This window comes from Kribbella sp. NPDC055071 (assembly GCF_053608045.1).
Window position 1 is genome coordinate 35799 of the sequence record NZ_JBSGUS010000033.1, and the last position, 24809, is coordinate 60607.

The 24809-nt window shown below is 67.2% G+C and carries 20 protein-coding genes; 11 read left to right on the top strand and 9 right to left on the bottom strand.

What is annotated here, in order from left to right; translation table 11 throughout:
• Positions 1-61 precede the first annotated feature (61 nt).
• Entirely contained in the window at positions 62-1543 is a 1482-nt protein-coding gene (gene hflX, locus ACWF4Z_RS34975) for a GTPase HflX (protein WP_452247499.1), read from the top strand.
• A 56-nt stretch (positions 1544-1599) separates the two neighbouring features.
• On the opposite strand, the gene ACWF4Z_RS34980 is transcribed toward hflX, so the two are convergent.
• Entirely contained in the window at positions 1600-3972 is a 2373-nt protein-coding gene (locus tag ACWF4Z_RS34980) for an immune inhibitor A domain-containing protein (protein WP_452247500.1), read from the bottom strand.
• Between the two features lie 204 nt (positions 3973-4176).
• Here ACWF4Z_RS34980 and macS point away from each other — a divergent pair, with 204 nt between their 5' ends.
• Together macS and ACWF4Z_RS34990 are read left to right on the top strand one after the other, a co-directional pair.
• A complete protein-coding gene (macS, locus tag ACWF4Z_RS34985) occupies positions 4177-5301 on the top strand; it encodes a MacS family sensor histidine kinase (RefSeq protein WP_452247501.1) in 1125 nt (374 codons plus the stop codon).
• Positions 5298-5924 (top strand): response regulator, encoded by a 627-nt coding sequence (locus ACWF4Z_RS34990; RefSeq protein WP_452247502.1) that lies wholly within the window; start codon positions 5298-5300, stop codon positions 5922-5924. Before macS ends, ACWF4Z_RS34990 begins: the two co-directional genes overlap by 4 nt.
• A 109-nt stretch (positions 5925-6033) precedes the next feature.
• Here the strand turns inward: ACWF4Z_RS34990 and ACWF4Z_RS34995 are convergent, their stop codons facing one another.
• Entirely contained in the window at positions 6034-7191 is a 1158-nt protein-coding gene (locus ACWF4Z_RS34995) for a S8 family peptidase (RefSeq protein WP_452247503.1), read from the bottom strand.
• Between the two features lie 285 nt (positions 7192-7476).
• Between ACWF4Z_RS34995 and secD the strand changes: the two genes are divergently transcribed.
• The 4 genes from secD to ligD are packed head-to-tail and all read left to right on the top strand — an operon-like array spanning position 7477 to position 13633.
• Entirely contained in the window at positions 7477-9777 is a 2301-nt protein-coding gene (gene secD, locus ACWF4Z_RS35000) for a protein translocase subunit SecD (RefSeq protein ID WP_452247504.1), read from the top strand.
• Positions 9778-9818: 41 nt separating this feature from the next.
• Complete coding sequence (locus tag ACWF4Z_RS35005; RefSeq protein WP_452247505.1) at positions 9819-10604, top strand: COG4705 family protein; 786 nt, start codon at positions 9819-9821, stop codon at positions 10602-10604.
• Positions 10605-10664: 60 nt separating this feature from the next.
• Positions 10665-12659 (top strand): ATP-dependent DNA helicase, encoded by a 1995-nt coding sequence (locus tag ACWF4Z_RS35010; protein WP_452247506.1) that lies wholly within the window; start codon positions 10665-10667, stop codon positions 12657-12659.
• The gene (gene ligD / locus ACWF4Z_RS35015) at positions 12656-13633 is read left to right on the top strand and encodes a non-homologous end-joining DNA ligase (RefSeq protein WP_452247507.1); all 978 of its coding nucleotides are present in this window, start codon (positions 12656-12658) and stop codon (positions 13631-13633) included. The genes ACWF4Z_RS35010 and ligD overlap by 4 nt, the downstream gene beginning before the upstream one ends.
• 407 nt (positions 13634-14040) lie before the next feature.
• Here ligD and ACWF4Z_RS35020 read toward each other — a convergent pair whose 3' ends face one another.
• Positions 14041-14550, bottom strand: coding sequence for a glutathione peroxidase (locus ACWF4Z_RS35020; RefSeq protein ID WP_452247508.1), 510 nt, complete (start codon positions 14548-14550; stop codon positions 14041-14043).
• Between the two features lie 48 nt (positions 14551-14598).
• Positions 14599-15390, bottom strand: coding sequence for a transcriptional repressor LexA (gene lexA / locus ACWF4Z_RS35025; protein ID WP_452247509.1), 792 nt, complete (start codon positions 15388-15390; stop codon positions 14599-14601).
• 348 nt (positions 15391-15738) lie between these two features.
• Here lexA and ACWF4Z_RS35030 point away from each other — a divergent pair, with 348 nt between their 5' ends.
• On the top strand, positions 15739-16422 hold the full coding sequence (locus tag ACWF4Z_RS35030; protein ID WP_452247510.1) for a LysM peptidoglycan-binding domain-containing protein: 684 nt from the start codon (positions 15739-15741) through the stop codon (positions 16420-16422).
• Here the strand turns inward: ACWF4Z_RS35030 and ACWF4Z_RS35035 are convergent.
• Both ACWF4Z_RS35035 and ACWF4Z_RS35040 read right to left on the bottom strand, forming a co-directional pair.
• Positions 16409-17020 (bottom strand): GNAT family N-acetyltransferase, encoded by a 612-nt coding sequence (locus tag ACWF4Z_RS35035; protein ID WP_452247511.1) that lies wholly within the window; start codon positions 17018-17020, stop codon positions 16409-16411. The genes ACWF4Z_RS35030 and ACWF4Z_RS35035 overlap by 14 nt on opposite strands.
• Positions 16999-17949, bottom strand: a complete 951-nt coding sequence (locus ACWF4Z_RS35040) for a nucleoside hydrolase (RefSeq protein WP_452247512.1) — start codon at positions 17947-17949, stop codon at positions 16999-17001. Before ACWF4Z_RS35040 ends, ACWF4Z_RS35035 begins: the two co-directional genes overlap by 22 nt.
• 164 nt (positions 17950-18113) lie before the next feature.
• On the opposite strand from ACWF4Z_RS35040, the gene ACWF4Z_RS35045 reads away from it, so the two are divergent.
• The 3 genes from ACWF4Z_RS35045 to ACWF4Z_RS35055 all read left to right on the top strand — a co-directional run bounded on the left by ACWF4Z_RS35045 (position 18114) and on the right by ACWF4Z_RS35055 (position 22794).
• Positions 18114-18890 carry a glycerophosphodiester phosphodiesterase gene (locus tag ACWF4Z_RS35045; RefSeq protein ID WP_452247513.1) on the top strand — a complete coding sequence of 259 codons (777 nt, stop codon included), beginning with the start codon at positions 18114-18116 and terminating at the stop codon, positions 18888-18890.
• A gap of 362 nt (positions 18891-19252) precedes the next feature.
• Positions 19253-19747: a transcriptional regulator NrdR gene (gene nrdR, locus ACWF4Z_RS35050; protein WP_452247514.1), complete on the top strand. Its 495-nt coding sequence runs from the start codon at positions 19253-19255 to the stop codon at positions 19745-19747.
• 134 nt (positions 19748-19881) lie between these two features.
• Positions 19882-22794: a vitamin B12-dependent ribonucleotide reductase gene (locus ACWF4Z_RS35055; RefSeq protein WP_452247515.1), complete on the top strand. Its 2913-nt coding sequence runs from the start codon at positions 19882-19884 to the stop codon at positions 22792-22794.
• Between the two features lie 322 nt (positions 22795-23116).
• Here ACWF4Z_RS35055 and ACWF4Z_RS35060 read toward each other — a convergent pair whose 3' ends face one another.
• The 3 genes from ACWF4Z_RS35060 to ACWF4Z_RS35070 form a co-directional block, all read right to left on the bottom strand.
• Positions 23117-23668: a hypothetical protein gene (locus ACWF4Z_RS35060; protein WP_452247516.1), complete on the bottom strand. Its 552-nt coding sequence runs from the start codon at positions 23666-23668 to the stop codon at positions 23117-23119.
• 89 nt (positions 23669-23757) lie between these two features.
• On the bottom strand, positions 23758-23952 hold the full coding sequence (locus ACWF4Z_RS35065) for a hypothetical protein (protein ID WP_452247517.1): 195 nt from the start codon (positions 23950-23952) through the stop codon (positions 23758-23760).
• A gap of 82 nt (positions 23953-24034) precedes the next feature.
• On the bottom strand, positions 24035-24766 hold the full coding sequence (locus ACWF4Z_RS35070) for a hypothetical protein (protein ID WP_452247518.1): 732 nt from the start codon (positions 24764-24766) through the stop codon (positions 24035-24037).
• Positions 24767-24809: the final 43 nt, after the last annotated feature.

Consider the following 24809-nt stretch of genomic DNA (forward strand, 5'->3'; position numbering starts at 1 on the left):
GGGCGTTGACTCAGTTAATCGGGTCGCCTGTACTGGTGGCCCGTGCCACGATGGAAGGTATATGACGACCCAACCTAATGCATTTGACGAGACCACCGACGTCGAACTCGACCTGATCCAGGGCGATGACTCAGGCGATTCGTCGACGGGTCACGACTCAGAACTGTCCACCGAGGGCCTCGAGCTGGAGGAGCGCCAGGCGCTTCGCCGCGTCGTGGGCATGTCGACCGAGCTGACCGACATCAGCGAGGTCGAGTACCGCAAGCTGCTGCTCGAGCGGGTGCTGCTGGTCGGCGTCTGGACCGAGGGCAGCGCCGAGGACGCAGAGAACTCGCTGGCCGAGCTGAAGCTGCTCGCCGAGACCGCCGGTTCCGAGGTTCTGGACGGCGTGATCCAGCGGCGGAAGAAGCCCGACGCGGCGACCTTCATCGGTTCCGGCAAGGTGGCCGACCTGCGCAACCTGGTCGCGTCGCTCGGCGCCGACACCGTGATCGCCGACGGTGAGCTGGCTCCCGCGCAGCTGCGCAACCTGGAGGACAAGCTCAAGGTCAAGGTGGTCGACCGGACCGCGCTGATCCTGGACATCTTCGCGCAGCACGCGAAGAGCAAGGAAGGCAAGGCCCAGGTCGAGCTGGCCCAGCTGCAGTACATGAAGCAGCGCCTGCGTGGTTGGGGTGGAAACCTGTCCCGCCAGGCCGGTGGACGCGTCGGTGCGGCCGGTGGCGGTATCGGTGGCCGTGGCCCCGGTGAAACCAAGATCGAGACCGATCGGCGCCGGATCAACACCAAGATCTCCAAGCTGCGCCGTGAGCTGAAGGACATGAAGGGCACGCGGTCGACGATGCGCCAGGAGCGCCGCCGGCATTCGATCCCTTCGGTCGCGATCGCGGGCTACACCAACGCCGGCAAGTCCTCGCTGCTGAACAAGATCACCGGCGCGGGTGTCCTGGTCGAGAACGCACTGTTCGCGACCCTGGACCCGACGACCCGGCGTACGACGACCTCCGACGGGCGCGTGTACACGTTCACCGACACCGTCGGGTTCGTCCGGCACCTGCCGCACGACATTGTCGAGGCGTTCCGCTCGACGCTGGAGGAGGTCGCGGACGCGGATCTGCTGCTGCACGTGGTCGACGGTTCACACCCCGACCCGCTGGCTCAGATCCAGGCGGTCCGCGAGGTGCTCAACGAGATCGGCGCTGCCGACGTCCCGGAGATCATCGTGATTAACAAGGGCGACATCGCCGACCCGATGGCGCTGGCTCCGATCCTGCACCGCGAGTCGCAGGCGATCGTCGTTTCCGCGCACACCGGCGAAGGAATCGACAAGCTCCGCACGCTGGTCGAGGCCGCACTGCCTCGCCCGGACGTGGCCGTCGATCTGCTGCTCCCGTACGACCGGGGTGACCTGGTCTCCCGGATCCACTCCGAGGGCGCGGTGGACCAGCTCGAGCACACGGCAGACGGTACTCGCGTGACTGCCCGGGTCCACCCGGGTCTGGCCGGCGACCTCACGCCGTACCAGGTCGCAGCGGCTCAGTAAGACACGAAGAACAACCCCCAGGACCCTGCGGTCCTGGGGGTTGTTTGCTGTCGTGCCTACTTGCGCTTCGAGACCTGGACCTTCATCGTGGTGCCGTTCTTGGAGACAACCTTGATGTTGACTCCGTTGTTCGGGACCTGGACGCTACTCGTCGGCTGGTCCGCCGACCAGTAGGACTTGCTGTCGTTGAAGGTCGGAGCGGCGTTCTGGCCACGGATGTAGCTGGCCTGGCCGTTGAAGTGCAGCGTGAACGAATCCGCCTTCTCCAGCCCGAACGGAGCGTCGTACGCGCCGATCCGCGGACGCCACAGCGTTCCGTCGATCCGGTTGATCGGCGTCGGGTGCGAGTCGACCGGCAGGATCAGACCGGCGCCCGGGTGCACGCTGGTGTTGTTGTCGGCCTGCGAGGTGTCCCAGTACCAGACCAGCAGACCGTCCTGGTACGGGAAGTGCTCGACCTTGTCCGGCAGAGTGGTGTTCCAGCCGAAGTTGTACGGGCCGGTCTTCAGGTACTGGTCGTGGTCGATGTAGTTGATGTTCGCCGCGAGGTAGTAGTTGTCGAACAGGGTCGTGAACGACGAACCCGCCGCGGAGAACCCGTTCAGCGTCCAGCCGTCGGGCGAGGTCTCCGCACCGGAGCTGACCACCGTCGTCGCGCCGGACGTCACCTTGATGTCGTCGGCGAAGAAGCCGATACCGCCGGCGGCCGGGTCGGTCGCGTAGCGGAACTGCAGCGTGATCGTCTTGCCGGCGTACGCCGACAGGTCGAACGTGGCCGGCACCCAGCCGTTGCTCTTGCCGTCGATGCCGTTGCCTTCGGCATCCTTGGTGATGCTGCCCTTGATCGGCGTGAGGCCGCTGCCGTCGTTCACGTCGACGTAGGCGTAGTCACACGGGTCCGGGCCGCAGTCCTCGATGTCCCAGTTCGCCTGGAAGGTCAGGCTCGCGGGCTGGCCCGCCGGCAGCGTGACCGAACGGCTCATGGTGTGGGTGAAGTTGTTGCCCTGACCGCTCCACCAGGACTTCGTCCCGACCGCGGGCGGCACCAGCTGGTGGACGACCTGTTTCTTCGGCAGCGTCACCACCAGGCTCTGCGCCTTCTTGGAGTTGTACTCCTGTGGGCCGAGGTCGACGGTCCGGTTCTGGCCGGAGTTGACGATCTCGTAGTCGAGCCAGCCGAGCTGCAGCTTGTCCCACGGACCCATGCTCTGGACCCGCTCGCCGATCCCGCCGTCGGTGGCCGAGCTGACCCGGTTCTGGGCCATCACCGTCCACCAGTTGACGCCGTTCTCGCCGCCGGCGGTGTCGTACTCGTCCGGCAGACCGAGGTCGTGGCCGTACTCGTGCGCGAAGACCGCGACGCCGCCGTTCTCCGGCTGGATCGTGTAGTCGCCGACGTACATGCCGGTGGTACCGATCTGGGCGCCACCGCGCGGGTTGTTCGCCGGGCCGCCGGGGAACTGGACCGACCAGCGGTGCGACCAGATGGCGTCCTCGCCCTGGTACGGGTCACCGTCGGCCTGGTCGCCGCCGGCGTGCACGATCTGGAAGTGGTCGATGTACCCGTCCGGCTCGTTGAAGTTGCCGTCGTGGTCGTAGTCGTAGCGGTCCCACTGGTCGAAGGTCTTCAGGTCCGCGGTGATCTGCGCCTGGGTGCGGCCCTTCGCCTGCTGGTCGACGACCCACTGGTTGACCGCGTCCTGGACCAGGTTCCAGGTGTTGTTGCAGACGTTGCCGGTACACGGCTTGCCGTTGGACCGGCCGTACCGAGCTTCGTTGTACTTGACCTTGACCCAGTCGGTGACCTCACCGGACACCGAGTACCGGCCGGAGGACTGCTTCTCGTAGAACTCCTTGACCGAGTTCCCGTTGCCGAAGTACAGGTCCTGGAAGTGCTGCTGGCTGTAGTCGGCCTGCCAGATCGTGGAGTTGTCCACCGAGCGGTCCGGGGCCGGGATCTGGTTGTGCAAGGGGCCGTCGAACCGGGTCGGGCCGGGGATCGACGGGGCCGTGTCCTGGTCCGGGTAGTCCGGGTGGCGCTCGTTACCGAACTCGGCCAGCACGACGAAGATCCGGTCGGTCTTCTCCCGGGACAGCTCGACGTACTGGTCGACCTTGCCCTTGGCGTTCTTGGTGGCCTTCGCGCTCTTCGGCGCGGGCGTGGTGCCGAGGTTGACCACCGTGCTGCCGTTGCGCTGTTCGGGCTTGGCCTGTCCGTTGAGGACCTTGGTCAGCGCCTCCTGCCGCAGGTCACGACGCTTGTCCTCCTGCGGGCTGGACAGCTCGTCGGACGTCTGAGCCGGCTCACTGGCGGTGGTGGCCGTGGGCGCTGCTTGCGGCGGCGGGGCGGCGGCGCCGGACGAGGCCATACTCAGTCCGAACGTCGCCGCAAGGGCCAGGCTGAACAGCCCGGCGGGTAGCTTGCGCACGATTCCCCTCCATGCTGGATCGGTGCCCGCCGCGTATGGTGACGCGGCGTGACCAGGTGCTCCCCCGAGCGTGTTTTGCGCGAGAGTACGGGGAAAATCGGCCGAGCTGAAGTGGAATCGGGAAAATCCGGGAAAGGTGCGGGGAATCCTGCACGAGTGGAACTACTCAGGCATCGCAGCCTCCTTCGTTGGCAGACTGGCCCGGTGGAGCGCGAGCCGGTCGACCTGCTGCAGCCGCTGTGGCGTGCCCTGGTGGCGTTCCGCATCATCACCTGGGGATTCGCCTGCCTCGGCGTCTGGACCCGGTGGGACGGGATCGTCCGGCCGTCCGGAGCGGTGCTGCAGTTGGCCGTGATGGGTGTCTGGACGGTCATCTCGTCGATCGGCTACAGCCGGCGCTGGGGGCGGCGGAACACTCGCCTCGCGTTCGCCGATCTGGTCGTGACGATCGGCTGCATGTACGCGACCCTCTGGGCGCAGCCGCTGATGGACATCCGGGGCGGTGCGTCGGTGTTGACCTCGGTGTGGGCGGCCGGACCGGTGCTCGCACTCGCCATCTCCCGTGGTCGGGACGGCGGGCTGCTCGGAGCCGCGACCATCAGCCTCGCGCTGCTTTCCCTACGCGGCTTCGACAATGCGTCGCGCATCCTCAGCAACGTCCAGCTCCTGCTGGTGTCGGGGCTCGTCGTCGGGTACGCCGCCTCGACCATGCGGCGGGCCGGAGCCCGGCTGCGCTCGGCGATCGCCACCGAGAGCGCGACCGCGGAGAGACTTCGGCTCAGCCGGTCGATTCACGACGGGGTACTGCAGGTGCTGGCGCAGGTGCAGCGTCGCGGTACGACGATCGGTGGTGAAGCGCTCGAGCTGGCTCAGTTGGCGGCCGAGCAGGAAGTTGCCCTGCGCACCTTGATGTCGGCGCGTTCGGCTGTTGCCGATGATGATCGCGTCGATCTGTGCGGGCTGCTGTTGCCTCTCGCCACTACTCGGGTCGATGTGGTGGTGCCGGCCGGACCGGTGTTGTTGCCGGTGGCCACCGCTGTGGAGTTGGTTGCCGCGGTCAAAGAAGCTCTGAGTAACGTGATCAAGCATGCCGGCGGTGAGGCGCGATCCTGGGTGGTGGTCGAGGACCTCGGCACCGAGGTGGTGGTCTCGGTCCGCGACGACGGGATCGGTACGACGGTGGCCCGCCTCGAGCAGGCCCGTGTCGACGGGCACCTCGGCGTGAGCCAGTCGATCCGGGGCCGCATCACCGACCTGGGTGGCACAGTCACAGTCCGGACCGCTCTGGGTGACGGAACCGAGTGGGAGTTGAAGGTGGCAACGAAATGACCCGAGTGATGATCGTCGACGACCATCCGATGTGGCGCGAGGGCGTGGCGCGTGATCTGGGCAGTCGTGGATACGACGTCTGTGCCACGGCCTCGGATGTGTCCAGTGCCGTGAAGATCGCGTTGGCGACCCGGCCGGACGTGGTGGTGATGGATCTGCAGCTCGGCGATGGTTCCGGTGTCGACGCGACCCGCGAGATCACCTCGGCCCTGCCGGACACGCGCATACTGGTGTTATCGGCCAGCGCTGAGCAGGACGACGTACTGGCTGCGGTCAAGAACGGCGCGTCCGGGTATCTGGTCAAGTCGGCGTCACTGGACGAGTTCGACGACGCCGTACGCCGAACCGCCGAAGGGGATGCGGTCTTCAGCGCCGGCCTGGCCGGTCTGCTGCTGGGTGAGTACCGCCGCCTCGGCACGACCGGTCCAGAGGTGCCGCACCTGACCGACCGAGAAACAGAGATCCTCCGCCTGGTCGCCCGCGGCCTCACCGCCCGCCAGATCGCAACCCGCCTGGTCCTGTCCCACCGAACCGTCGAAAACCACGTCCAAAACACCCTCCGCAAACTCCAACTCCACAACCGCGCCGAGCTAGTCCGCTACGCCATCGAAAACCTGGCGTGATGTGCAGTTCGACAGGAGGTGTTGGGGTTGCTTAGTTTGTCGGCCGCTCAGCGGGGCTTGGATGAGCGGCCGACGGTCCGACACCTCCTGTCGAGCTGGCACGTAGTTGTTAGAGCCCGTTGGTGAAGAGCAGGCGGTTTACTGTGCTGCCGGTGGAGCCGCCACTCACGACGTTGGGGGTGGCGTTCGTCTCGATGTAGGACTTGACCGTGGCGGGGGTCGCGGATGGGCTTGTCTGTAGGTAGAGCGCGGCGACGCCCGCGACGTGCGGCGTTGCCATCGACGTGCCGTTGTAGGAGCCGGTGGTATTACCGGGCAGCGTGGACACGATGTCGGAGCCCGGTGCGTACACGTCCACGCACGGGCCAGTGCTCGAGTACGACGCTCGCGCATCGGTCGACGTGGATGCGGCCGTGACCAGTGCGGTCTCGATCTTGCGGGGGAGCAGATTGCAGGAGTTTGCCCCGGTGTTCCCGGCAGATGCGGCCAAGAAGACCCCGGAGTTGATCATTGCGCGGAGTGAATTCTCCAGTGTGGTGTTGGCAGGGAAGTTCCAGGACGCATTTGCGACAGCGGGCTTCACCGCATTGCGAGTCACCCAGTCGACGGCTGCGATCGCGGCTGACGCCGTACCGCCACCGCTGCAGTTCAGCCACTTCACACCATGCAGCCGGACACTCTTGGCCACGCCGTACGACGCGGAGCCGATGGTGCCGGCCACGTGGGTGCCATGGCCGTTGCAGTCGGTGTTGTTGGTGTCGAGGCCGTTGAAGTCGAACGTGGCCCGGCCACCGAAGTTCGGGTGGCTCGGGTCCACGCCGGAGTCGATGATGTACGCGTTCACGCCGGATCCGGTGCGGGTGTAGGTGTACGACGCGGACAGCGGCAGGTTGCGCTGGTCGATCCGGTCGATACCCCACGCCGGCGGATTGGGCTGGGTGGTGTCGAGCGCGTTCTCGACGTACACGTCCTGAGAGATCGCGACAACATCGGAACTCTTGCGCAGCTCGGCCAGCTGGGCCGCGGAGAGCTTGGCGCTGAATCCGTTGATCGCCGTGCTGAACTGGCGCTGCGCGGTGATCCCGCTCTTGGCCCGCGCACCCTTCTTCAGTTCGACGATGTACGTATCCGGGATAGCGGTCACGCCAGGCTCGGCCTGGGCGAACTGAACCGGGACGAGCTTCTGTGGCTCGGGCGCGGCACCGGCAACGCCTGCTGTGGTTGTGAGGACGAGGGCGGCTGTGAGAGTGAGAATGACGCGACGCATGGTTCCTCCTCAAGGAACGGTCACCCACCGGGGCGGAGGGGTGATCACCATCGGCCGGTAGGCGCCTACGGACCGAGGTGGGGAGAAGCTAGGGCGGCCACACCTGACGCGTCAATCAATTCGGCCGCCCGATGGTGCCATGGCACTGCCCAGTCGCGACTCAGTCGCTTTTACATTCGCCGCAAATGCGAATTGGTCGCCTATGCCTAGACTGTCCGCTCACGCTCGCGTGAATGCTCTCTGTCACGACATCCGCACCGCGGGTGCCCAGCTCCGGAGGCTGTAGTGAACCGGTCGTCCCTCATCCGTGCCCTGATCGCCTTCGCAGTCCTGGCGGCCTCGACGTACGTCGTGCTGACCGCCCGGCCACAGCTCGGCCTGGACCTGCGCGGCGGGACGCAGATCGTCCTGGAGGCGAAGGACTCACCGACGGTCAAGGCGACCAAGGAGACCACCGACAAGGCCACTCAGGTGTTGCACCGGCGGATCGACGCCCTCGGCGTCAGCGAGCCGAATGTGACGCGTCAGGGTGAGAACCGGATCATCGTCGAGCTGCCCGGTGTGCAGGACCCGCGCGAAGCGGCCAAGGTGATCGGCAAGACCGCGCAGCTCACGTTCCACGAGGTGCTCGACCAGGTCGCCGAAAAACCCGCGAAGCCTGCCGCAGGGGATCTGTATCTGCCGAGCGAGAGTGGGCAGGGATTCCTGCAGCTGGCCAAGCCGGCGATGACGGGCGAGCTGGTCAGCGGTGCCGAGGGGCGGCTGGATCCGCAGCAGATCACGCAGGGCTGGTTCGTCGAGATGAACTTCAAGGGCGACGGCGGCAAGATCTGGGCCGGCATCACCGGCAAGGCCGCGTGCAACCCGGTCAACACCCCGCCCCGGCTGATCGCGATCGTGCTCGACAACGAGATCATCAGCTCGCCGCAGGTCGATCCGAACGGCGGCAACCAGCTCTGCAACGTCGGCATCGGCGGCGGTACGACGACGATCTCGGGCAGCTTCACCGAGCCCGAAGCCAAGGACCTGGCCGCGCTGATCTCCGGTGGCGCGCTGCCCGTGCCGGTCCAGGTGATCGACCAGCGCACGGTCGGTCCGTCGCTCGGCCAGGACGCCATCCAGGCCAGCGCGCTCGCCGCGATCATCGGGCTGGCGCTGACCGCCTTGTTCATCGTGATCGTCTACCGCCTGGTGGGCCTGATGGCCGTGCTCGGCCTGATCGGGTACGCCGGGATGTCGTACGCGGCACTCACCGCACTCGGAGCCACGCTCACCTTGCCCGGTCTGGCCGGCTTCGTGCTGGCCATCGGCATGGCGGTCGATGCGAATGTCCTTGTCTTCGAGCGGGCCCGTGAGGACTACATCGCCGGTCGCACCGACGGGTTGCGTCGCTCGCTGCGTAGTGGCTTCCAGAATGCGCTGTCCGCGATCGCGGACTCCAATGTCACCACCCTGCTCGCCGCGGGACTGCTGTTCTTCCTGGCTGCCGGTCCGGTTCGTGGCTTCGGTGTCACGCTGTCGATCGGTGTGCTCGCCTCGATGCTGTCCGCGCTGGTCGTGACGCGAGTGCTCGCGGAGTTCCTTGTTTCGCGTGGATTCGTACTGCGTCGCCCCGGCCTGAGCGGGATCGCCGGCCACGGCCGCGTGCGGGTCTGGCTCGAGGCGCGGCGACCGGCGCTGATGAAGCACAGCCGTCGATGGCTGACGATCACCGCGGTGGCGATCGTCGTGGCTTTCGCGGGCGTCGCCGTACGCGGTCTGAATCTTGGCATCGAGTTCACCGGTGGGCGGCTGCTCGAGGTGAGCACCGCCCAGCGGATCACACCGGACCAGGCGCGGGCTGCCGTCGCCGAAGCCGGTTATCCGAGTGCCGTGGTGCAGGCATCGGGTGCGGACGACATCACCGTGCGGACGGAGACGATCAGCGACGACGAGGCCGAGAAGATCCGCGAGTCCATCTCCCGGATCGGCGGCGGTACCGAGCTCGTTCGCAACGAGAGCATCGGTCCGTCACTGGGTGAAGAGCTCCGCAACAAAGGCCTCATTGCCCTAGGCATCGCATTGCTCGCCCAACTCGCGTATCTGGCGATCCGTTTCCGCTGGACATTCGGTGCCGGCGCGGTGCTCGCCCTGGTGCAGAACGTCGCGGTCGTGGTCGGCGTGTTCGCCTGGACCGGCAAGCCGATCGACGGGATCTTCCTGGCCGCGATCCTCACGATCATCGGCTACACCGTGAACGACTCGGTCGTCGTCTTCGACCGCATCCGCGAAACCCGCAACGCCCGGTCGACGGAGAACCTCGGCCCGGTCATCGACACCGCCATCGTCAACGTGCTCCCACGCACGATCAACACCGGTATCTCCACTCTCTTCATCCTCGCGGCCCTGCTCTTCCTGGGCGGCGATTCCCTGGCCGACTTCGCCCTCGCCCTGCTCCTGGGCATCCTCGTCGGCACGTACTCCTCCAACCTGACCGCGGCGCCCTTGCTGCTGGAGCTCGAACGCCGCTATCCCGCCCCACCCCCACGCTCCAAGCGCGCCCAGGTCGACCGGGACGCTCAGCCCGACCGCGGGGCCGTGGTCTGACTCAGCGGTCTCTCAGGTTGGCGGCCGTAGCCTTCGGGACCGTGCAAACACGAGTGTTCGCGGCCCCGAAGGTTCCCGCGGTCTTCTTTATGTTCTGGGTGATCAAGCTACTGACGACCGGGATCGGGGAGACCGCCTCGGACTTCCTCGGCACCATCAGCATCCCGCTAGCCGCGGTCATTGGAGTCGGCGGCTTTTTTACTGCCCTCTACCTGCAACTGAAGGCCGATACCTACCATCCGGTGCGCTACTGGACCACGGTCCTCGGCGTCGCGCTCTTCGGCACGATGATCGCCGACGGACCACACGTCGCGCTCGGGACGCCGTACTGGTTCGACTCCATCGTCTACCTCGTCCTGCTGTGCGGCCTGCTGACCTGGTGGCGGCGCAGCGAGGGAACCATCTCGGTGCACTCGATCACCACGGCCCGCCGCGAGCGGTTCTACTGGGGTGTTGTCCTGCTCACCTTCGGCCTCGGTACCGCCGTCGGTGACGCCACCGCGATCGACTTCGGCCTCGGCTTCACCTGGTCGATCCTGCTCTTCGGCGTGCTCATCCTGGTACCGCTCGCCCTGTGGAAGCTCGGCCTCAACGTCACGGTCGCGTTCTGGGCGTCGTACGTGCTGACCCGGCCGCTCGGCGCCTCGGTCGCAGACTGGCTCGGGAAGGGTACGCACGACGGCGGCGTCGGCTGGGGACTCGGTCCTGTCACCGGGGTCGGGCTGCTGCTCTTCGCGGTGTTCGTCGCCTACCTGGCTGTGACCCACCGCGACGTCGACCATGCGGCCGCGCATGCTCGTGAGGCTGCCCTCGACCCAGCGCGCTGACGGGGTTATCCACACCCGGTCCGGCCGGACCGGAAATCTGTCGGCCTGCCGGGCTAGGGTGTGGCGGTGGGTGTTGACGTACGCGAACTGCTCGAAGCCGCTGTCTCCGGGATTGCCGGGCAGACCCGACCTGGCCAGGTGGAGATGGCCGAGGCCGTCAACACCGCTATGCACGACGGCTCGCATCTCCTCGTCCAGGCGGGGACCGGCACAGGGAAGTCGCTCGGGTATCTCGTTCCCGCGCTGCTGCACGCCATCGAGGACCGCCGCGTCGTCGTCTCCACCGCGACTCTGGCTCTGCAATCCCAGCTTGTCGACCGCGACGTGCCTGCGCTTCTGGACGCCACGGAGAAGCTGCTGCCGCGCAGACCGTCGTACGCGATCCAGAAGGGCCGCAACAACTACGCCTGCCTGCACCGGATCCGCGAGGGTGCGCCGGACGAGGACGGCATGCTCATCGACGTTCCGCCGCCCGGACAGGTCGGTCAGCAGGTGCTCGAGCTGCGCGACTGGGCCGAGCAGCAGTTGCGCGACGGCGAGGCCGGCGATCGCGACCACGCGCCCTCGCATCAGTACCAGGCCTGGTCCCAGGTCGCCATCGCCGCCCGTGAGTGCCTCGGCGCGCAGAAATGCCCGTACGGCGAGGAGTGCTTCGCGGAGAAGGCCAAGGAGCAGGCCCGCAAGGCGGACATCGTCATCACGAATCACGCCCTGCTCTCGATCGACGCCTTCGAGAACCGCACTGTTCTGCCCGAGCACGACGTCGTCATCGTCGACGAGGCCCACGAGCTCCCGGCTCGGGTCACCGGCGCCGCGGGCGACGAGCTCTCGCCGCAGTCGGTCGAGCGCGCCGCCAAGCGAGCCCGCCGCTTTGTCGACGACGACAAGGCCGATGACCTGATCGACGCCTCCGACGCGCTCCGGGCCGCCCTCGACGGCACCCGCGAAGGCCGGATCGAAGCCGCGAACGGCCCTGTCCTCGAGGCGGCCGCCCTCGTCCGTGACGCCGCCCGCGCGCTGTACTCCGACCTCAACAAGAAGTCCGACGACAAGGACGACGACCCCGACGGCGCCAAGCGACAGTCGAAGGGCGCGGTCAAGGAGGTCTTCGACGTCTCCGAGCGCGTCGCCGCGCTCAGCGACCTCGACGTCGTCTGGATGATCGACCGCGACCGCTTCGGCCGCGAGCTCCGGATCGCGCCGCTCACGGTCGCCGGCCTGCTGCGCGAGCTCGTGCTGAAGGACCGTACGGCGGTGCTCACCTCGGCGACCCTCACCCTCGGCGGCGACTTCGACTCGATCGCCCGCCAGGTCGGCCTCCGCCCTGCGGACCGGCTCGAGGACGACCAGGAAATGCCGGAGCTCGAGGACTCCGAGACCGCGCCGCTGCCGTGGCGCGGTCTCGACGTGGGTTCCCCGTTCGAGTACGAGAAGCAGGCGATCCTGTACGTCGCCAAGCACCTGCCGCCGCCGCATCGCGACGGACTCGGGCAGAAGCAGTTCGACGAGATCATCGATCTCGTGACCGCTGCCGGCGGCCGGACCCTCGGTCTGTTCTCGTCCCGTCGAGCGGCCGAGGCAGCAACGGCCGCGGTCCGGGAGGCGACCGACCTGACGATCCTCTGCCAGGGCGACGCGCAGCTGGGAGAGTTGGCCCGCGAGTTCGTCGACGATCCGGAGACGTCGCTGTTCGGGACGCTGTCGTTGTGGCAGGGGATCGACGTACCGGGCTCGACCTGCAACCTCGTGATCATCGACCGCGTCCCGTTCCCACGTCCGGACGAGCCGCTGATGGCCGCACGGCAGCGCGCAGTGGACGAAGCGGGCGGGAACGGGTTCATGGCCGTTGCCGCGACCCACGCCGCGCTGCTGATGGCGCAGGGGACCGGCCGGCTGATCCGCCGCAGTTCCGATCGTGGCGTGGTCGCGATCCTGGATCCCCGCATCGTCACCCAGCGGTACGGCGGGTTCCTGCGCGCCTCCTTGCCCCCGATGTGGCCGACCGCCGATCGTGAGAAGGTGCTCGGCGCGCTGAAGCGATTGCAATCCACATGAGCCCGAACGGTCCTCCGGTGCTGCCGATGATGGCAGCGCTGGGGGAGATGCCGTCGGGTCCGGGCTGGTCGTACGAGATGAAGTGGGACGGCATCCGCGTCATCGCCGAGGTCGACGCCGGCGTCTGCCGGTTGTGGTCGCGCAACAGCCGTGACGTGTCCGGCGGATACCCCGAGCTGGTCGGCCTGGCGGAGGCGCCTGGCCTGCGGTTGCCCGCCGTACTGGATGGCGAGATCGTCACCCTGGACGAGAACGGCGCACCCTCGTTCGGCCTGCTGCAACGACGGATGCACGTCCGCGACCCGCGTCACCTGCGCCACCTGATCACCGAAGTCCCGGTCTCGGTGCGGCTGTTCGACATCCTCCGCTTCGACGGGGAGTGGTTGCTAGAGGCAACGTACGACGATCGTCGCGGACTCCTCGATTCCCTCGAGATCGGCGACCCGTTCTGGGAGATCCCACCGGCCTACTCCGACGGCGAACAAGCACTGGAGTTGTCAGCCTCGACAGGGCTCGAGGGCGTGGTCGCGAAGCGGCGGAAATCGCGCTACCTGGCCGGCCGGCGCAGCAGCGACTGGATCAAGGTCAAGCCGGTGAAGACGCGCGACGTGATCCTCTGCGGTTGGCATCCGGGCGAGGGAAATCGCCAAGGCAGGATCGGCTCGTTCTACTGCGGCGCGTACGACGAACCCGGCGGTGAGCTCGTGTTGATCGGCAAGGTCGGCTCCGGCCTCGACTTCGCGACGCTCGATCTGCTCAGCGCGGAGCTGGCCGGTCTGGAGATCGACGCCCCGCCGTTCGATCCGGCCACCATCCCTACGTCCGACCGTCGCCGCGCCCATTGGCTCGACCCGGTCCTGGTCGCCGAAGTCACCTTCTCCGGTTGGGCCGCCGACGCCCGTCTGCGGCATCCCGTGTGGCGAGGTCTTCGCCTGGACATCGATCCAGACTCCGTCCTAGTCGACCGCGACTAGCACCACCACCGGCGCCCACCCCCGTCCGGGCTCGCCGCGCAGCTCCGATCGCCGTGCGGCCCCCGTGTCCGGCCAATTTCCACTTTGTGCACCACATCCGTGTCCTGGGAGCGACGGCGTGCGGATCTGATGCACAAAGTCGGCCGTAGGAGGGGCTCGTCGGCTCTTCGGGTCGGCGATCGTGCCGATGCTTGGGCAGGTTCGCGTGCAGAGGAGGTGCCGGCGACCACGCATTCAGGACATGCAGGGGTGGCGAGAAGTTGTTCGGAATGCGGTGCGAGCTCTGCGGCGGTGAGACGTCGAGTGTTCAGATGTCTCAGAAAACAAGGGTTTTCGGCCAATGCCGGCAGGAACCTCGGGCGGTGGTCAAACAACTGTTGCGTACGGCCCCGATTCCGTGCGGTGGGTCAGTCGTTCGCTTCCCGGGACGGCGCGGGCACTGCCAGCGCGGTCTCGATCTTGTCGGCCAGCTTCTCCGGGGTGTGAGTCGGCGAGTAGCGCGCGATCACCCCACCGTCGCGGCCGATCAGGAACTTGGTGAAGTTCCACTTGATCCGACCGCCGAGCAGGCCGCCCTGCTCACGCTTCAGCCAGTTGAACAGCGGAGGCGTCTTGGATCCGTTGACGTCGATCTTGGAGAACATCGGGAACGTGACGTGGTAGATCGTCGAAACGTAGTTCGCGATCTCGGCCTCGTCACCAGGCTCCTGGTGGCCGAACTGGTCGCAGGGAAAGCCAAGCACCGAAAAACCCTGTCTCCGGTAGGTCTTGTAGAGCCGTTGGAGACCGGCGTACTGCGGGGTCTGGCTGGACTGCGAAGCCGTGTTCACCACCAGGAGCACCTGGTCGCGGAAATCGGCAAGAGACTGTTCATTGCCTTCGATCCGGCGCATGCTGAAGTCATAGACAGTCGTCATGACTCAATGCTGACACGACACGCCCGAGTTCGCTCGCCGTCTGAGATGTCAGACTCGGCGCAGAACTGTTACGACCTTTCCGAGAATGACCGCGTCCTTGCCGTCGATCGGCTCGAAGGCAGGGTTGTGCGGGAGCAGCAGGATCTCGGTCTTGGTCTTCTTGAACGTCTTCACCGTCGCCTCGCCGTCGATCATCGCGGCCACGATGTCGCCGTTCTCCGCGGTCTGCTCCTGGCGCACGACCACCCAGTCGCCGTCGCAGATGGCCGCGTCGATCATCGACTCGCCCTTGACCTTCAGCATGAACAGCGTGCCTTCGCCGACCATTGCCTTGGGCAACGGGAAGACCTCTTCGATCTCCTGCTCGGCCAGGATCGGGTTACCGGCGGCGATCTGGCCGACCACCGGCACGTAGACCGCGTCCGGATGCGCGTCGCCCGCACCAGTTTCGTCGTACGACGTCTGTCGCACCGAGCCGAGGGCTGATCGCCGGGCCGCCGCGTCGACCTCGCCCGGATAGCGCACCTCGATGGCGCGCGGGCGGTTCGGGTCGCGGCGGAGCAGGCCCTTCTGCTCCAGCACCCGCAGCTGATGCGACACCGACGACGAACTGGTCAGGCCGACCCGCTCGCCGATCTCACGCATCGAGGGAGGGTAGCCGCGCCGGTCGACCGAATCACGGATGACGTCGAGCACGCGTCGCTGCCGCGGCGTCAGGCCGGTCGCGTCTGCGGGGCCGTCCGGCAGCTCGGCGACGGTTGGCTCGGTCTGGTCCGCCGCCTCGCCGGCCTTCACGGCGCGGCGCTCGTCCTTGCTGGAACCGCTCGGCGTCCTGGCCATCGGTGGTGCTCCCTCAGGTCGGGCCGGTGGTCGCACACCGGCCAAAAGCTTGCTCGACTGACATGACCGTAGACCGAATCCTGAGATTCTTCAAACATCTGTTCGAAGGCGTGTCGGTTCGCACATCTGTTCGTGTGTCGGGTTATAAGGCGCAGTGAAGTCCGGGAATTTCCTTGGCGTGTCGTGGTTGGAAGAGGTTGCGTCCAGAGTGCCTGACCGGTAATCATTCGTACAGGCGTTCGATCGAACAGGTGTTCGGGCCGATGGTTTTCAGAAACTGTCGGAGGCGCCCGATAGACAGAGATCGACACCGCAGGACGTGGACTGGACTAGGTTCTGGAGGATCCGATGAGCACAACGGCTCTCGCAACGGATGCACTGGCTGGAGATGTGCCGGCTGGAGATGCACTGGTAGGGCGCGGGGCGCCTGAGGTTGCGCCGTCCCCGGGTGGCGCGCCGCGTCGCCGCCGGATCGCCGGCACCACCACCGAGCCACTTCCGGTCCGCGCCTGCTCCGGCGAGGTCCTCGGCCGCGAGGCCGACGCAGCCCGCCGTGGCCGCACGGACCTCCGCCTCGTCGACGACCACAACGCGACCCCGGCATCCGCGCGGGTCCGCCGCCTGGCCGTGGCCGAGGAGCCGGCGTCAGCGCGGGCTGGCCGTTTGGCCGGGACTGATGAGCCGGTGTCGGCGCGGGCACGCCGTCGGGCGGTTGCTGAGGTTGAAGCGCCGGCGTTGCGACTGACCCGGCGTGGCCGGATGCTGCTGACCGCCGTCTCGGTGATCATCTTCGGCTCCGCGGTCGCCGTCCTCGGCCTGCGGGTTGCCGGGGTGCTCGAGCCGGGTCCCGACTTCTCCCACACCGTCTCGGTGCAGGTCGCTCCCGGCCAGACGCTGTGGTCGATTGCCCAGAGCACCAATCCGTCGCAGGACCCTGCGACCGTCGTCGAGAAGATCGCCGATCTCAACAAGCTCGCCAGCTCAGCCGACGTGGTCCCCGGCCAGACGCTGCAAATTCCTATCGCTCGCTGAGCCACTCCGCCTTCAAGAGCGCGTAGACGAATTCGTTCGCCCACTCGCCTTTGAAGAAGAGCGCTTCGAGGTGATGAGCCTCGCGCCGCATCCCCAACCGTTCCAGTAATTGTGCAGACGCGGTGTTCCGGTCATCCAGAACCGCAATGATCCGGTGCAGCCCGAGATCCTCGAACCCGAGCCGCAGCATCTCCCGTGCAGCCTCGGCGGCAAGCCCTTTGCCCTGATAGTCGGTGTGCAGGGCGAATCCGATCTCGCCCTGCTGATCAAGCTCGCTCGCCCAATTCAACAGCACCTCGCCAATCACGCTCCCGCTCTCCCGGAGCACGATCGCAAGCACCAGCCACTGCCCGGGTGCAGTCAGTTCTCCCTGCGGCAGCTTCTTCTCCAGCGCAGTACGTGTCTGCTCGCGATCCCGCACCGGCCAGGGTGTGTACCGCACCACCTCGGGTCGCGAGTGAAATGTGAACAGATCGTCCAAGTCCTCCATCCGATGCGGCCGCAACTCCAGCCGTTCGGTCCGCAGTGGATAGTCCGGCCGGAATCCAGCCATGAGCACCGTCCTCGGGGTAGCGCCTACTTGACTGTGTCCAGCCATAGGCCGGCGTAGCGGGGGCCGTCGACAGCTGTCGCCACGTGGACGACGGTTGGCGAGGGGCCGTGCGGGTCGCTGGTGAGGTCCGCGGCCCAGTCGCGGGTGTCGACGATCGTTCGGCCGCGGGACCAGGTCCCGGACAGCTCCACCCGGAGGGGGAATCGCTCGGTCGTCAGCCCGGACGGATCGATCACAGCACACACCGCACCGCCGTCGCCGATACTTGCTCCGTCGGCCTTGTAGAGCTCACTGCGCTTCTCGATCAGCTTCCGCGCGAGCTCCGCCGAAGGTGGCCCACCCAGCTGACGGGCCTGCTCCAACGTCACCACCACGTCGTAGAAGACATCCAGGCCGTACATCGTCACTGGCACGCCGAGCTCGCCGGCCGCGGTGAGCACGATCGCCGCCGCCTCCGGATCGGTCCAGATGTTGAATTCCGCCGACGCGGTCGCGTTCCCGATCCCAGCGGCGCCGCCCATGAACACGATCTCGCGCAATCCCGCGGCCGCTTCGGGATACGTGCGCAGCAGTAGCGCGATGTTCGTCATCGGCGCCAACGGAATGAGTGTCACCAGTTCGCCAGTTGCCGCGGCGTCCTGCAGTACATCGCGAAGTAGTTCGACTGCATGCCGCGCGTCCGTCGTACGACTCGATCGTGGCCAGTCCAGGTCGCCGAGTCCGTCGACCCCGTGGACGTGCGGCGCAGTCCGGACCGGCTGAAGCAGTGGCAGCGCCGCGCCCCGAGCGACCGGGACGTCGGACCGGCCTGCGGCTTCGAGCACGGTCAGGGTGTTGATCACCACGTCGTCGATTCCGACGTTGCCGCCGACACAGGTCACTGCCTTCAGGTCGAGGTCGGGATGCCGAGCCGCCAGCAACAGCGCGCATGCGTCGTCCAGGCCCGTATCGACGTCGAGAATCACCGGCTTCATCCCGCCATCCTCACCCATCCCGGGTCCCCTCGGCACGGCTCTCCGCGTGCACACCGCGCTCCCTCGGCGCCGCCTCCCTGCAAATGCTGGGTTCCTTTGTCGTTGGCAGGTAGTTCATCACTGGATCGAATGGTGTTCGAGTTGCTTTTCTACGGTCAAGACTTGTGTCGATCTTCATCCGTGATCCCGGTGCACCGCTGCGGGTGTGGGCCCATCGCGGTGGCTCGTCGTCGGCTCCCGAGAACACGGCCGCATCCGACGAGGTCGCGCGGCGTGCCGGGGTCGAATGGATCGAGACGGACGTGCAGCCGACCAAGGACGGCGTACCTGTGGTCCTCCACGACGAGACCGTCGACCGAACCACCAACGGCACCGGACCTATCCGATCGTTGACAGCGGCTCAGGTGGCTGAGTTGGACGCCGGCTCGTGGTTCGCGCCGATGTTCGCCGGTCAGCGGGTGCCGACGCTCGCGGCGCAGCTCCACGGCCTGAGGACGCGCGGCGGGAATCTGCTGCTCGAGCTCAAGGGTGTGCACCCGCCGGAGTCGATCGCGCGGATCGTCGAGGAGATCCACCGCCAGGAGATGAGCGGCCGCGTCTTCGTGCAGAGCTTCGAGCCGCAGCAGCTGCGATGGGTCCGTGAACTCGCCCCCGAACTGCCCCTCGGCCTACTCCGGGCCACGCTCGACCCCGATCCGGTCGCGATGGCCAAAGACCTCGACCTGACGGCTTACAACCCGTCGGAGTCCGCCTTCCTGACCCGCCCGGCCATCGTCGCCGAGCTGCACGCGGTCGGGGTCGCGATCAACATCTGGACTGTCGACGATCCGGCCGGCTGGGCAGTCCTGGAGCGCGCCGGAGTCGACGGAATCATCACGAATCGCCCGGCCGAACTCACCGGCTGGAACGCCGCGCTCACCCACCGCCTCATCAGCCGCTGACACCCCGCACCCCGTCGAGCGCGAGGGTCCCGCCGTACGCCGTCGTCCGGCCGGTGCGGAGCCCGTAGTTTGCGCCTCGATCGGCCCGTTCCGGTGGCGCCACGCGGGAGTACACAGGCCCGCGCGAGTGTTGAAACAAGTGTGGGCAGACGAGACGCGCCCGCGATCCGGGCGTTCTTGCAAACTGTCGGCGCAGCGATCTAATATCCCTAGATGTAGTGGTTACACGGGTGTAATTTTCCACAGGTAGTGGTCAGTTGCACACAGGTCATACACAAGTTGTCCCCAGGTTGATCCACAGGCCACGCCGTGAGCGCGGTCGGAAACGCCGCCTCGGCGGCCCACGGGAGGAGTGATTCGTCGTGCACTGTCCGTATTGCCGTCACGCCGATTCCCGGGTCGTCGACAGCCGCGTGGCCGAGGACGGCGGAGCGATCCGCCGCCGCCGGCAGTGCCCGGTCTGCGAGAAGCGGTTCACCACCGTCGAGCAGATGCAGCTCACGGTCGTGAAGCGCTCCGGCGCGACCGAGCCGTTCAGCCGGGAGAAGGTCATCAACGGGGTCGGAAAGGCGTGCAAGGGCCGGCCGGTGAACGCCGACCAGCTCGCGCGGCTCGGACAGAAGGTCGAGGACGCGCTCAAGGGCAGCGGCTCGCCGGAGGTTCCCGCGCACGAGGTCGGACTGGCGATCCTCGGGCCGCTGCGGGAGCTCGACGAGGTCGCGTACCTGCGCTTCGCGAGCGTGTACCGGCAGTTCGAGTCCGCCGACGACTTCGAGACCGAGATCGCGCTGTTGCGGGCCGAGAAGGAGCCTCAGGGCACCGAGCCGGACCAGCTGAAGCCGACCCAACAGACATAAATCGGGGATAGAGCAGGACCTGCACCACCAGCACCATCTGGCGTTACCAACGGGGCGGTCCCGACAGACCGCGGCAGTACAGGCGCAGTACGGACGCTCTGCGGATTCAGGGCAGACACAGGCGAGGAGCAACCATGACAGAGACGGTGACCGGCCACTCGGGGTCGACCAAGAGGTCGACGGCCGGGTTCCGAGGGCGCAAGAACGCGCCCGCGGGACTCACCATCGAGCGTGTTTTCAGCACCGACGGCGTGCACCCGTACGACGAGGTGACGTGGGAGCGGCGCGACGTCGTACAGCAGAACTGGAAGACCGGTGAGACCGTCTTCGAGCAGCGCGGGGTCGAGTTCCCCGACAGCTGGAGCGTGAACGCCTCCACCATCGTCACCACCAAGTACTTCCGTGGTGCGGTCGGTCACGACAACCGCGAGTGGAGCCTGCGCCAGCTCCTCGACCGGGTCGTGAAGACCTACCGCAAGGCCGGTGAGGAGCACGGGTACTTCGCGACCCCGGCCGACGCCGAGGTCTTCGAGCACGAGCTCACCTGGATGCTGCTCCACCAGTACTTCAGCTTCAACTCGCCGGTGTGGTTCAACGTCGGCACCGCGTCGCCGCAGCAGGTGTCGGCCTGCTTCATCCTCGCCGTCGACGACTCGATGGACTCGATCCTGAACTGGTACAAGGAAGAGGGCCTGATCTTCAAGGGCGGCTCCGGTGCCGGTCTGAACCTGTCCCGGATCCGCTCGTCCAAGGAGCTGCTGCAGTCCAGCGGCGGGACGGCGTCGGGCCCGGTGAGCTTCATGCGCGGCGCGGACGCGAGCGCCGGCACCATCAAGTCCGGTGGCGCCACCCGGCGCGCGGCCAAGATGGTCGTGCTCGACGTCGACCACCCCGACATCGAGGAGTTCGTCGAGACCAAGATGCGCGAGGAGGAGAAGATCCGGGTCCTGCGCGACGCGGGCTTCGACATGGACCTCGGTGGTCGCGACATCACCTCGGTGCAGTACCAGAACGCGAACAACTCCGTCCGGGTGACCGACGAGTTCATGCGGGCGGTCGAGGAGAAGGGCGACTTCGGGCTGCGGGCGCGGCTGGACAACTCGGTGATCGAGACCGTCGACGCGCGTCAGCTGTTCGACAAGATCTCCCAGGCCGCGTGGGCCTGTGCCGACCCGGGCCTGCAGTACGACGACACCATCAACGACTGGCACACGACGCCGGAGACGGGCCGGATCACGGCCTCCAACCCGTGCTCGGAGTACATGCACCTGGACAACTCGTCCTGCAACCTCGCCTCGCTGAACCTGATGAAGTTCCTCCGCGACGACGACCTGTTCGACTCCGAGCGGTTCGTCAAGGCGGTCGAGCTGATCATCACCGCGATGGACATCTCGATCTGCTTCGCCGACTTCCCGACCGAGGCGATCGGCGCGACCACCCGCGCGTACCGGCAGCTCGGTATCGGCTACGCCAACCTCGGTGCGTTGCTGATGGCAACGGGTCACGCCTACGACTCCGACGGTGGTCGCGCGCTGGCGGGCGCTATCACGTCGCTGATGACGGGTACGTCGTACAAGCGGTCGGCCGAGCTGGCCGGCATCGTCGGGCCGTACGACGGTTTCGAGCGGAACAAGGAAGCCCACACCCGCGTCATGCGCAAGCACGCCGCGGCGAACGACGCGATCCGGTCGGTCCACCAGATCGACAAGGACGTCCACGAGTACGCGACCGCGGCCTGGGACGGCGTGCTGAAGGTCGGCGCGAAGAACGGCTGGCGCAACGCGCAGGCCTCCGTGCTCGCACCGACCGGCACCATCGGCTTCATGATGGACTGCGACACCACCGGCATCGAGCCGGACTTCTCGCTGGTCAAGTTCAAGAAGCTGGTCGGCGGCGGGTCGATGCAGATCGTCAACCAGACCGTCCCGCGGGCGCTGCGCCAGTACGGGTACACCGAGGAGACGATCGAGGCGATCGTCGAGTACATCGCCGAGAAGGGCCACGTCGTGGATGCGCCCGGCCTGAAGCCGGAGCACTACGAGATCTTCGACACCGCGATGGGTGAGCGCGCGATCAAGCCGATGGGCCATGTCCGGATGATGGCGGCGGCGCAGCCGTTCCTGTCCGGCGCGATCTCGAAGACGGTGAACCTGCCGGAGACCGCGACGGTCGAGGAGATCGCCGACGTCTACTTCCAGGGCTGGAAGCTCGGCCTGAAGGCGCTGGCCGTCTACCGCGACAACTGCAAGGTCGGTCAGCCGCTGGCCGACGCCAAGGCGAAGAAAGCCTCCGAGGCCGACGACGCCGTGGCGGCCCAGGCGGCCGTCGCGGAGAAGATCGTCGAGAAGGTCATCGAGTACCGGCCGACCCGCAAGCGTCTGCCGAAGTCGCGGCCGTCGCGGACCACGTCGTTCAGCGTCGGTGGCGCCGAGGGGTACATGACCGCCGGCTCCTACCCGGACGACGGCCTCGGCGAGGTCTTCCTGAAGATGGGCAAGCAGGGCTCGACCCTGGCCGGGGTGATGGACGCCTTCTCGATCGCGATCTCGATCGCGCTGCAGCACGGCGTCCCGCTGGAGACCTACGTCCAGAAGTTCACCAACCTGAAGTTCGAGCCGGCCGGTCTGACCGACGACCCGGACGTCCGGATGGCGCAGTCGATCATGGACTACATCTTCCGTCGCCTGGCCCTGGACTACCTGCCGTTCGACGACCGGGCCGCCCTCGGCATCTACTCGGCCGACGAGCGGTCCCGGCAGCTCGACACCGGCTCGTACGAGCTGGCCCCGGTCGAGGTCTCCGAGCCGGAGTCCCTGAAGTCGGTCGAGCCCGTCGAGCCGGTGGAGCCGTCCGCGGCCGACAAGCCGGTCGAGGCGGCCTCCGCCAAGCCGATCAAGGGCGAGGCGCACACCACCGCCGAGATGCTCGAGCTGATCACCGGCACCTCGGTCGACGCACCACTCTGCTTCACCTGCGGCACCAAGATGCGCCCGAGCGGCTCCTGCTACGTCTGCGAAGGCTGCGGCAGCACCTCCGGCTGCAGCTGATCACCACCACGCCGGCTCGGCACAAGCCGAGCTGGCACCACGCCGGCTGACCCAAGAACCCGAGCCGGCAGCAGGTCGGCTGAGGCCAAGAAGCCGAGCCGGCCGCACGCCGGCTGATCGACGGCGTGGACTCACTCGGCGCCTAGCGCGCCGAGTGTGCGGAAGCTGATAGCACTACGGCCCCCGGGAACTTCCCACTTCCCCCGGGGGCCGAGGTGCGTCTCCCACGATTTCTGCGGCCAGCCACGGGTTAGCGGCCGCCACGGGTTCTGCGACCACGGGTTCAGCGGCCACGGGTTCAGCGGCCGGGCGCGCTACTGGTTCAGCGGTTGTGGATCTGGGGATCGGGACGCTGTGCCTTGGCTCCGGCTGGGCTGTCTGTTGCCTTGACCGGCTCTTCTCTCGCAGCTGACAAGGATTCCTGGCTCGGTGCGGTCAGCCCACTCATGGCGGCCCCGAAACTCTCCGAAGTTGTTGCTGTCGGCAACGGCATGACCGGCGCCTCTCTGCTGGGCGGCGCCGTCCGGACCGGATGGCTCGGCCCGCCGCCATCGTCGTACCGCTGCGCGTAGTGCTCCTCGATCGCATCAACAGCTATCAGTGCAGCCCGGATCGATGCGTCCGCCGCCCGCTGCCCCGGATCTGACCAGCCTTCGTGAGCCAGCGCGTTGGTGACCAGAGCCACGGCCGCCTGCTGATGCTGCACGTCCTCCGGCACCGCCGCGATGCCGCGAACGCACCCTTCCGCCACAATTCGCCACCGCTGTTCCGGCAATACCGTCGCCAGCCGCCTGATCACTTCCGGCCGCTCGGGATCCCGTACGACGTTCGCCAGCAGCCGGTCAACCTGTCCACTGACTTCAGAGCTGGTCACAGCACCACGCTATCCGCGCAACGGGTCCGACCAGGTCCACGGAACGCCTGACCCCGCCGCCTCGGCAGCCGGCGGGGTCAGGCAGGTGATCAGCTGGCGCAGCCTGACCAGAGGACTGCGCGGCCGAAGCCGTAGTCGCGGTCACCGGCCGCGTCGTACGCGGAGCCGGGCTCGAACAGGTACTCGACCGTGTTGTACCCAGGCGCGTCGATCGCGTACTGCGTCCCGTTTCGGCGCGCCACGACCGTGCTGCCGTTCGCATCGAAGTATGCGACGTCACCCACGCTGTTGACCGCGTCGAGGAAGGTCGGGAAGTCGATGGGCTTCGGGCTCCGCGTGTTCCAGAGCCCGCCGGCGACGGTGCCATCACCCGGGCTCTGTATGCCGACGAAACCAGCTGCCGCGGATCTTGGTGAGCTGCGCGTGCGACCCGCTCACCGCCGAACCCTTGGCGTCCCAACGCTTCCAGACCGTCGGTGTATCCGTCTCATCGCCCGTGACACCGCCGATCACCACGCCGGCGTCGTTGATGTCGACGGCGTACGACGAACCCTGGGCGAGCAGCCGCCTCGGCTTGCCATTCGCCGGCCAGACAACCGCGCTCACCTGACCGGTGACCTTGTCGACGGCGGTGCCGACGACGTCGCCGCGCTCGTTGAGAGCCGCCGCGTTGGCGCCCTTCATGTTCGCCGGCGGAGTGAGCTTCCGCGCGGTGCCGTTCGAAGAAGAGAGCCATGGCTGCCAGTAGTAAGCGGAGTCCTCCGTCGCCCCAAGAACCATGCCCTTACTGTTCACATCGAGCAGGGAGGTGTGCACACCCTGGAACGGTGCGAGCACCTGCGGTTCGCCTGCGGTCCAGAACAGGGGACTGGTGTCACCCTGGTCCCCGACCGTGACGTAACCGATCTGGTACCGGCCGGTCGGGTCGGCGGCACTGAGAGAGCTGTGGACGTTTCCTGGCGTACCGGCCGGAAGCTTGAGCACGGTCGCCACGCAGGTGGCCGGGTCCGCGGCCGCCGGCGGGATGCCGGTGACGACGGAACCGGCCAGTACCGCGGAGATCACGATCGCTGCCGACCGATGGATTGAAATATGCATTGATGCCCCCTGGAACGAAGATGACTTCTCGGACCGGGGTCAG

Excerpts from the sequence above, each read along its gene's own strand:
- ligD (WP_452247507.1), top strand. The coding sequence starts at position 12,656 with ATGAGCCCGAACGGTCCTCCGGTGCTGCCGATGATGGCAGCGCTGGGG.
- ACWF4Z_RS34995 (WP_452247503.1), bottom strand. The coding sequence starts at position 7,191 with ATGCGTCGCGTCATTCTCACTCTCACAGCCGCCCTCGTCCTCACAACC.
- ACWF4Z_RS35055 (WP_452247515.1), top strand. The coding sequence starts at position 19,882 with ATGACAGAGACGGTGACCGGCCACTCGGGGTCGACCAAGAGGTCGACG.
- ACWF4Z_RS35035 (WP_452247511.1), bottom strand. The coding sequence starts at position 17,020 with ATGGCTGGACACAGTCAAGTAGGCGCTACCCCGAGGACGGTGCTCATG.
- ACWF4Z_RS35070 (WP_452247518.1), bottom strand. The coding sequence starts at position 24,766 with ATGCATATTTCAATCCATCGGTCGGCAGCGATCGTGATCTCCGCGGTA.
- ACWF4Z_RS34990 (WP_452247502.1), top strand. The coding sequence starts at position 5,298 with ATGACCCGAGTGATGATCGTCGACGACCATCCGATGTGGCGCGAGGGC.
- ACWF4Z_RS35040 (WP_452247512.1), bottom strand. The coding sequence starts at position 17,949 with ATGAAGCCGGTGATTCTCGACGTCGATACGGGCCTGGACGACGCATGC.
- lexA (WP_452247509.1), bottom strand. The coding sequence starts at position 15,390 with ATGGCCAGGACGCCGAGCGGTTCCAGCAAGGACGAGCGCCGCGCCGTG.
- ACWF4Z_RS35020 (WP_452247508.1), bottom strand. The coding sequence starts at position 14,550 with ATGACGACTGTCTATGACTTCAGCATGCGCCGGATCGAAGGCAATGAA.
- hflX (WP_452247499.1), top strand. The coding sequence starts at position 62 with ATGACGACCCAACCTAATGCATTTGACGAGACCACCGACGTCGAACTC.
- ACWF4Z_RS35030 (WP_452247510.1), top strand. The coding sequence starts at position 15,739 with ATGAGCACAACGGCTCTCGCAACGGATGCACTGGCTGGAGATGTGCCG.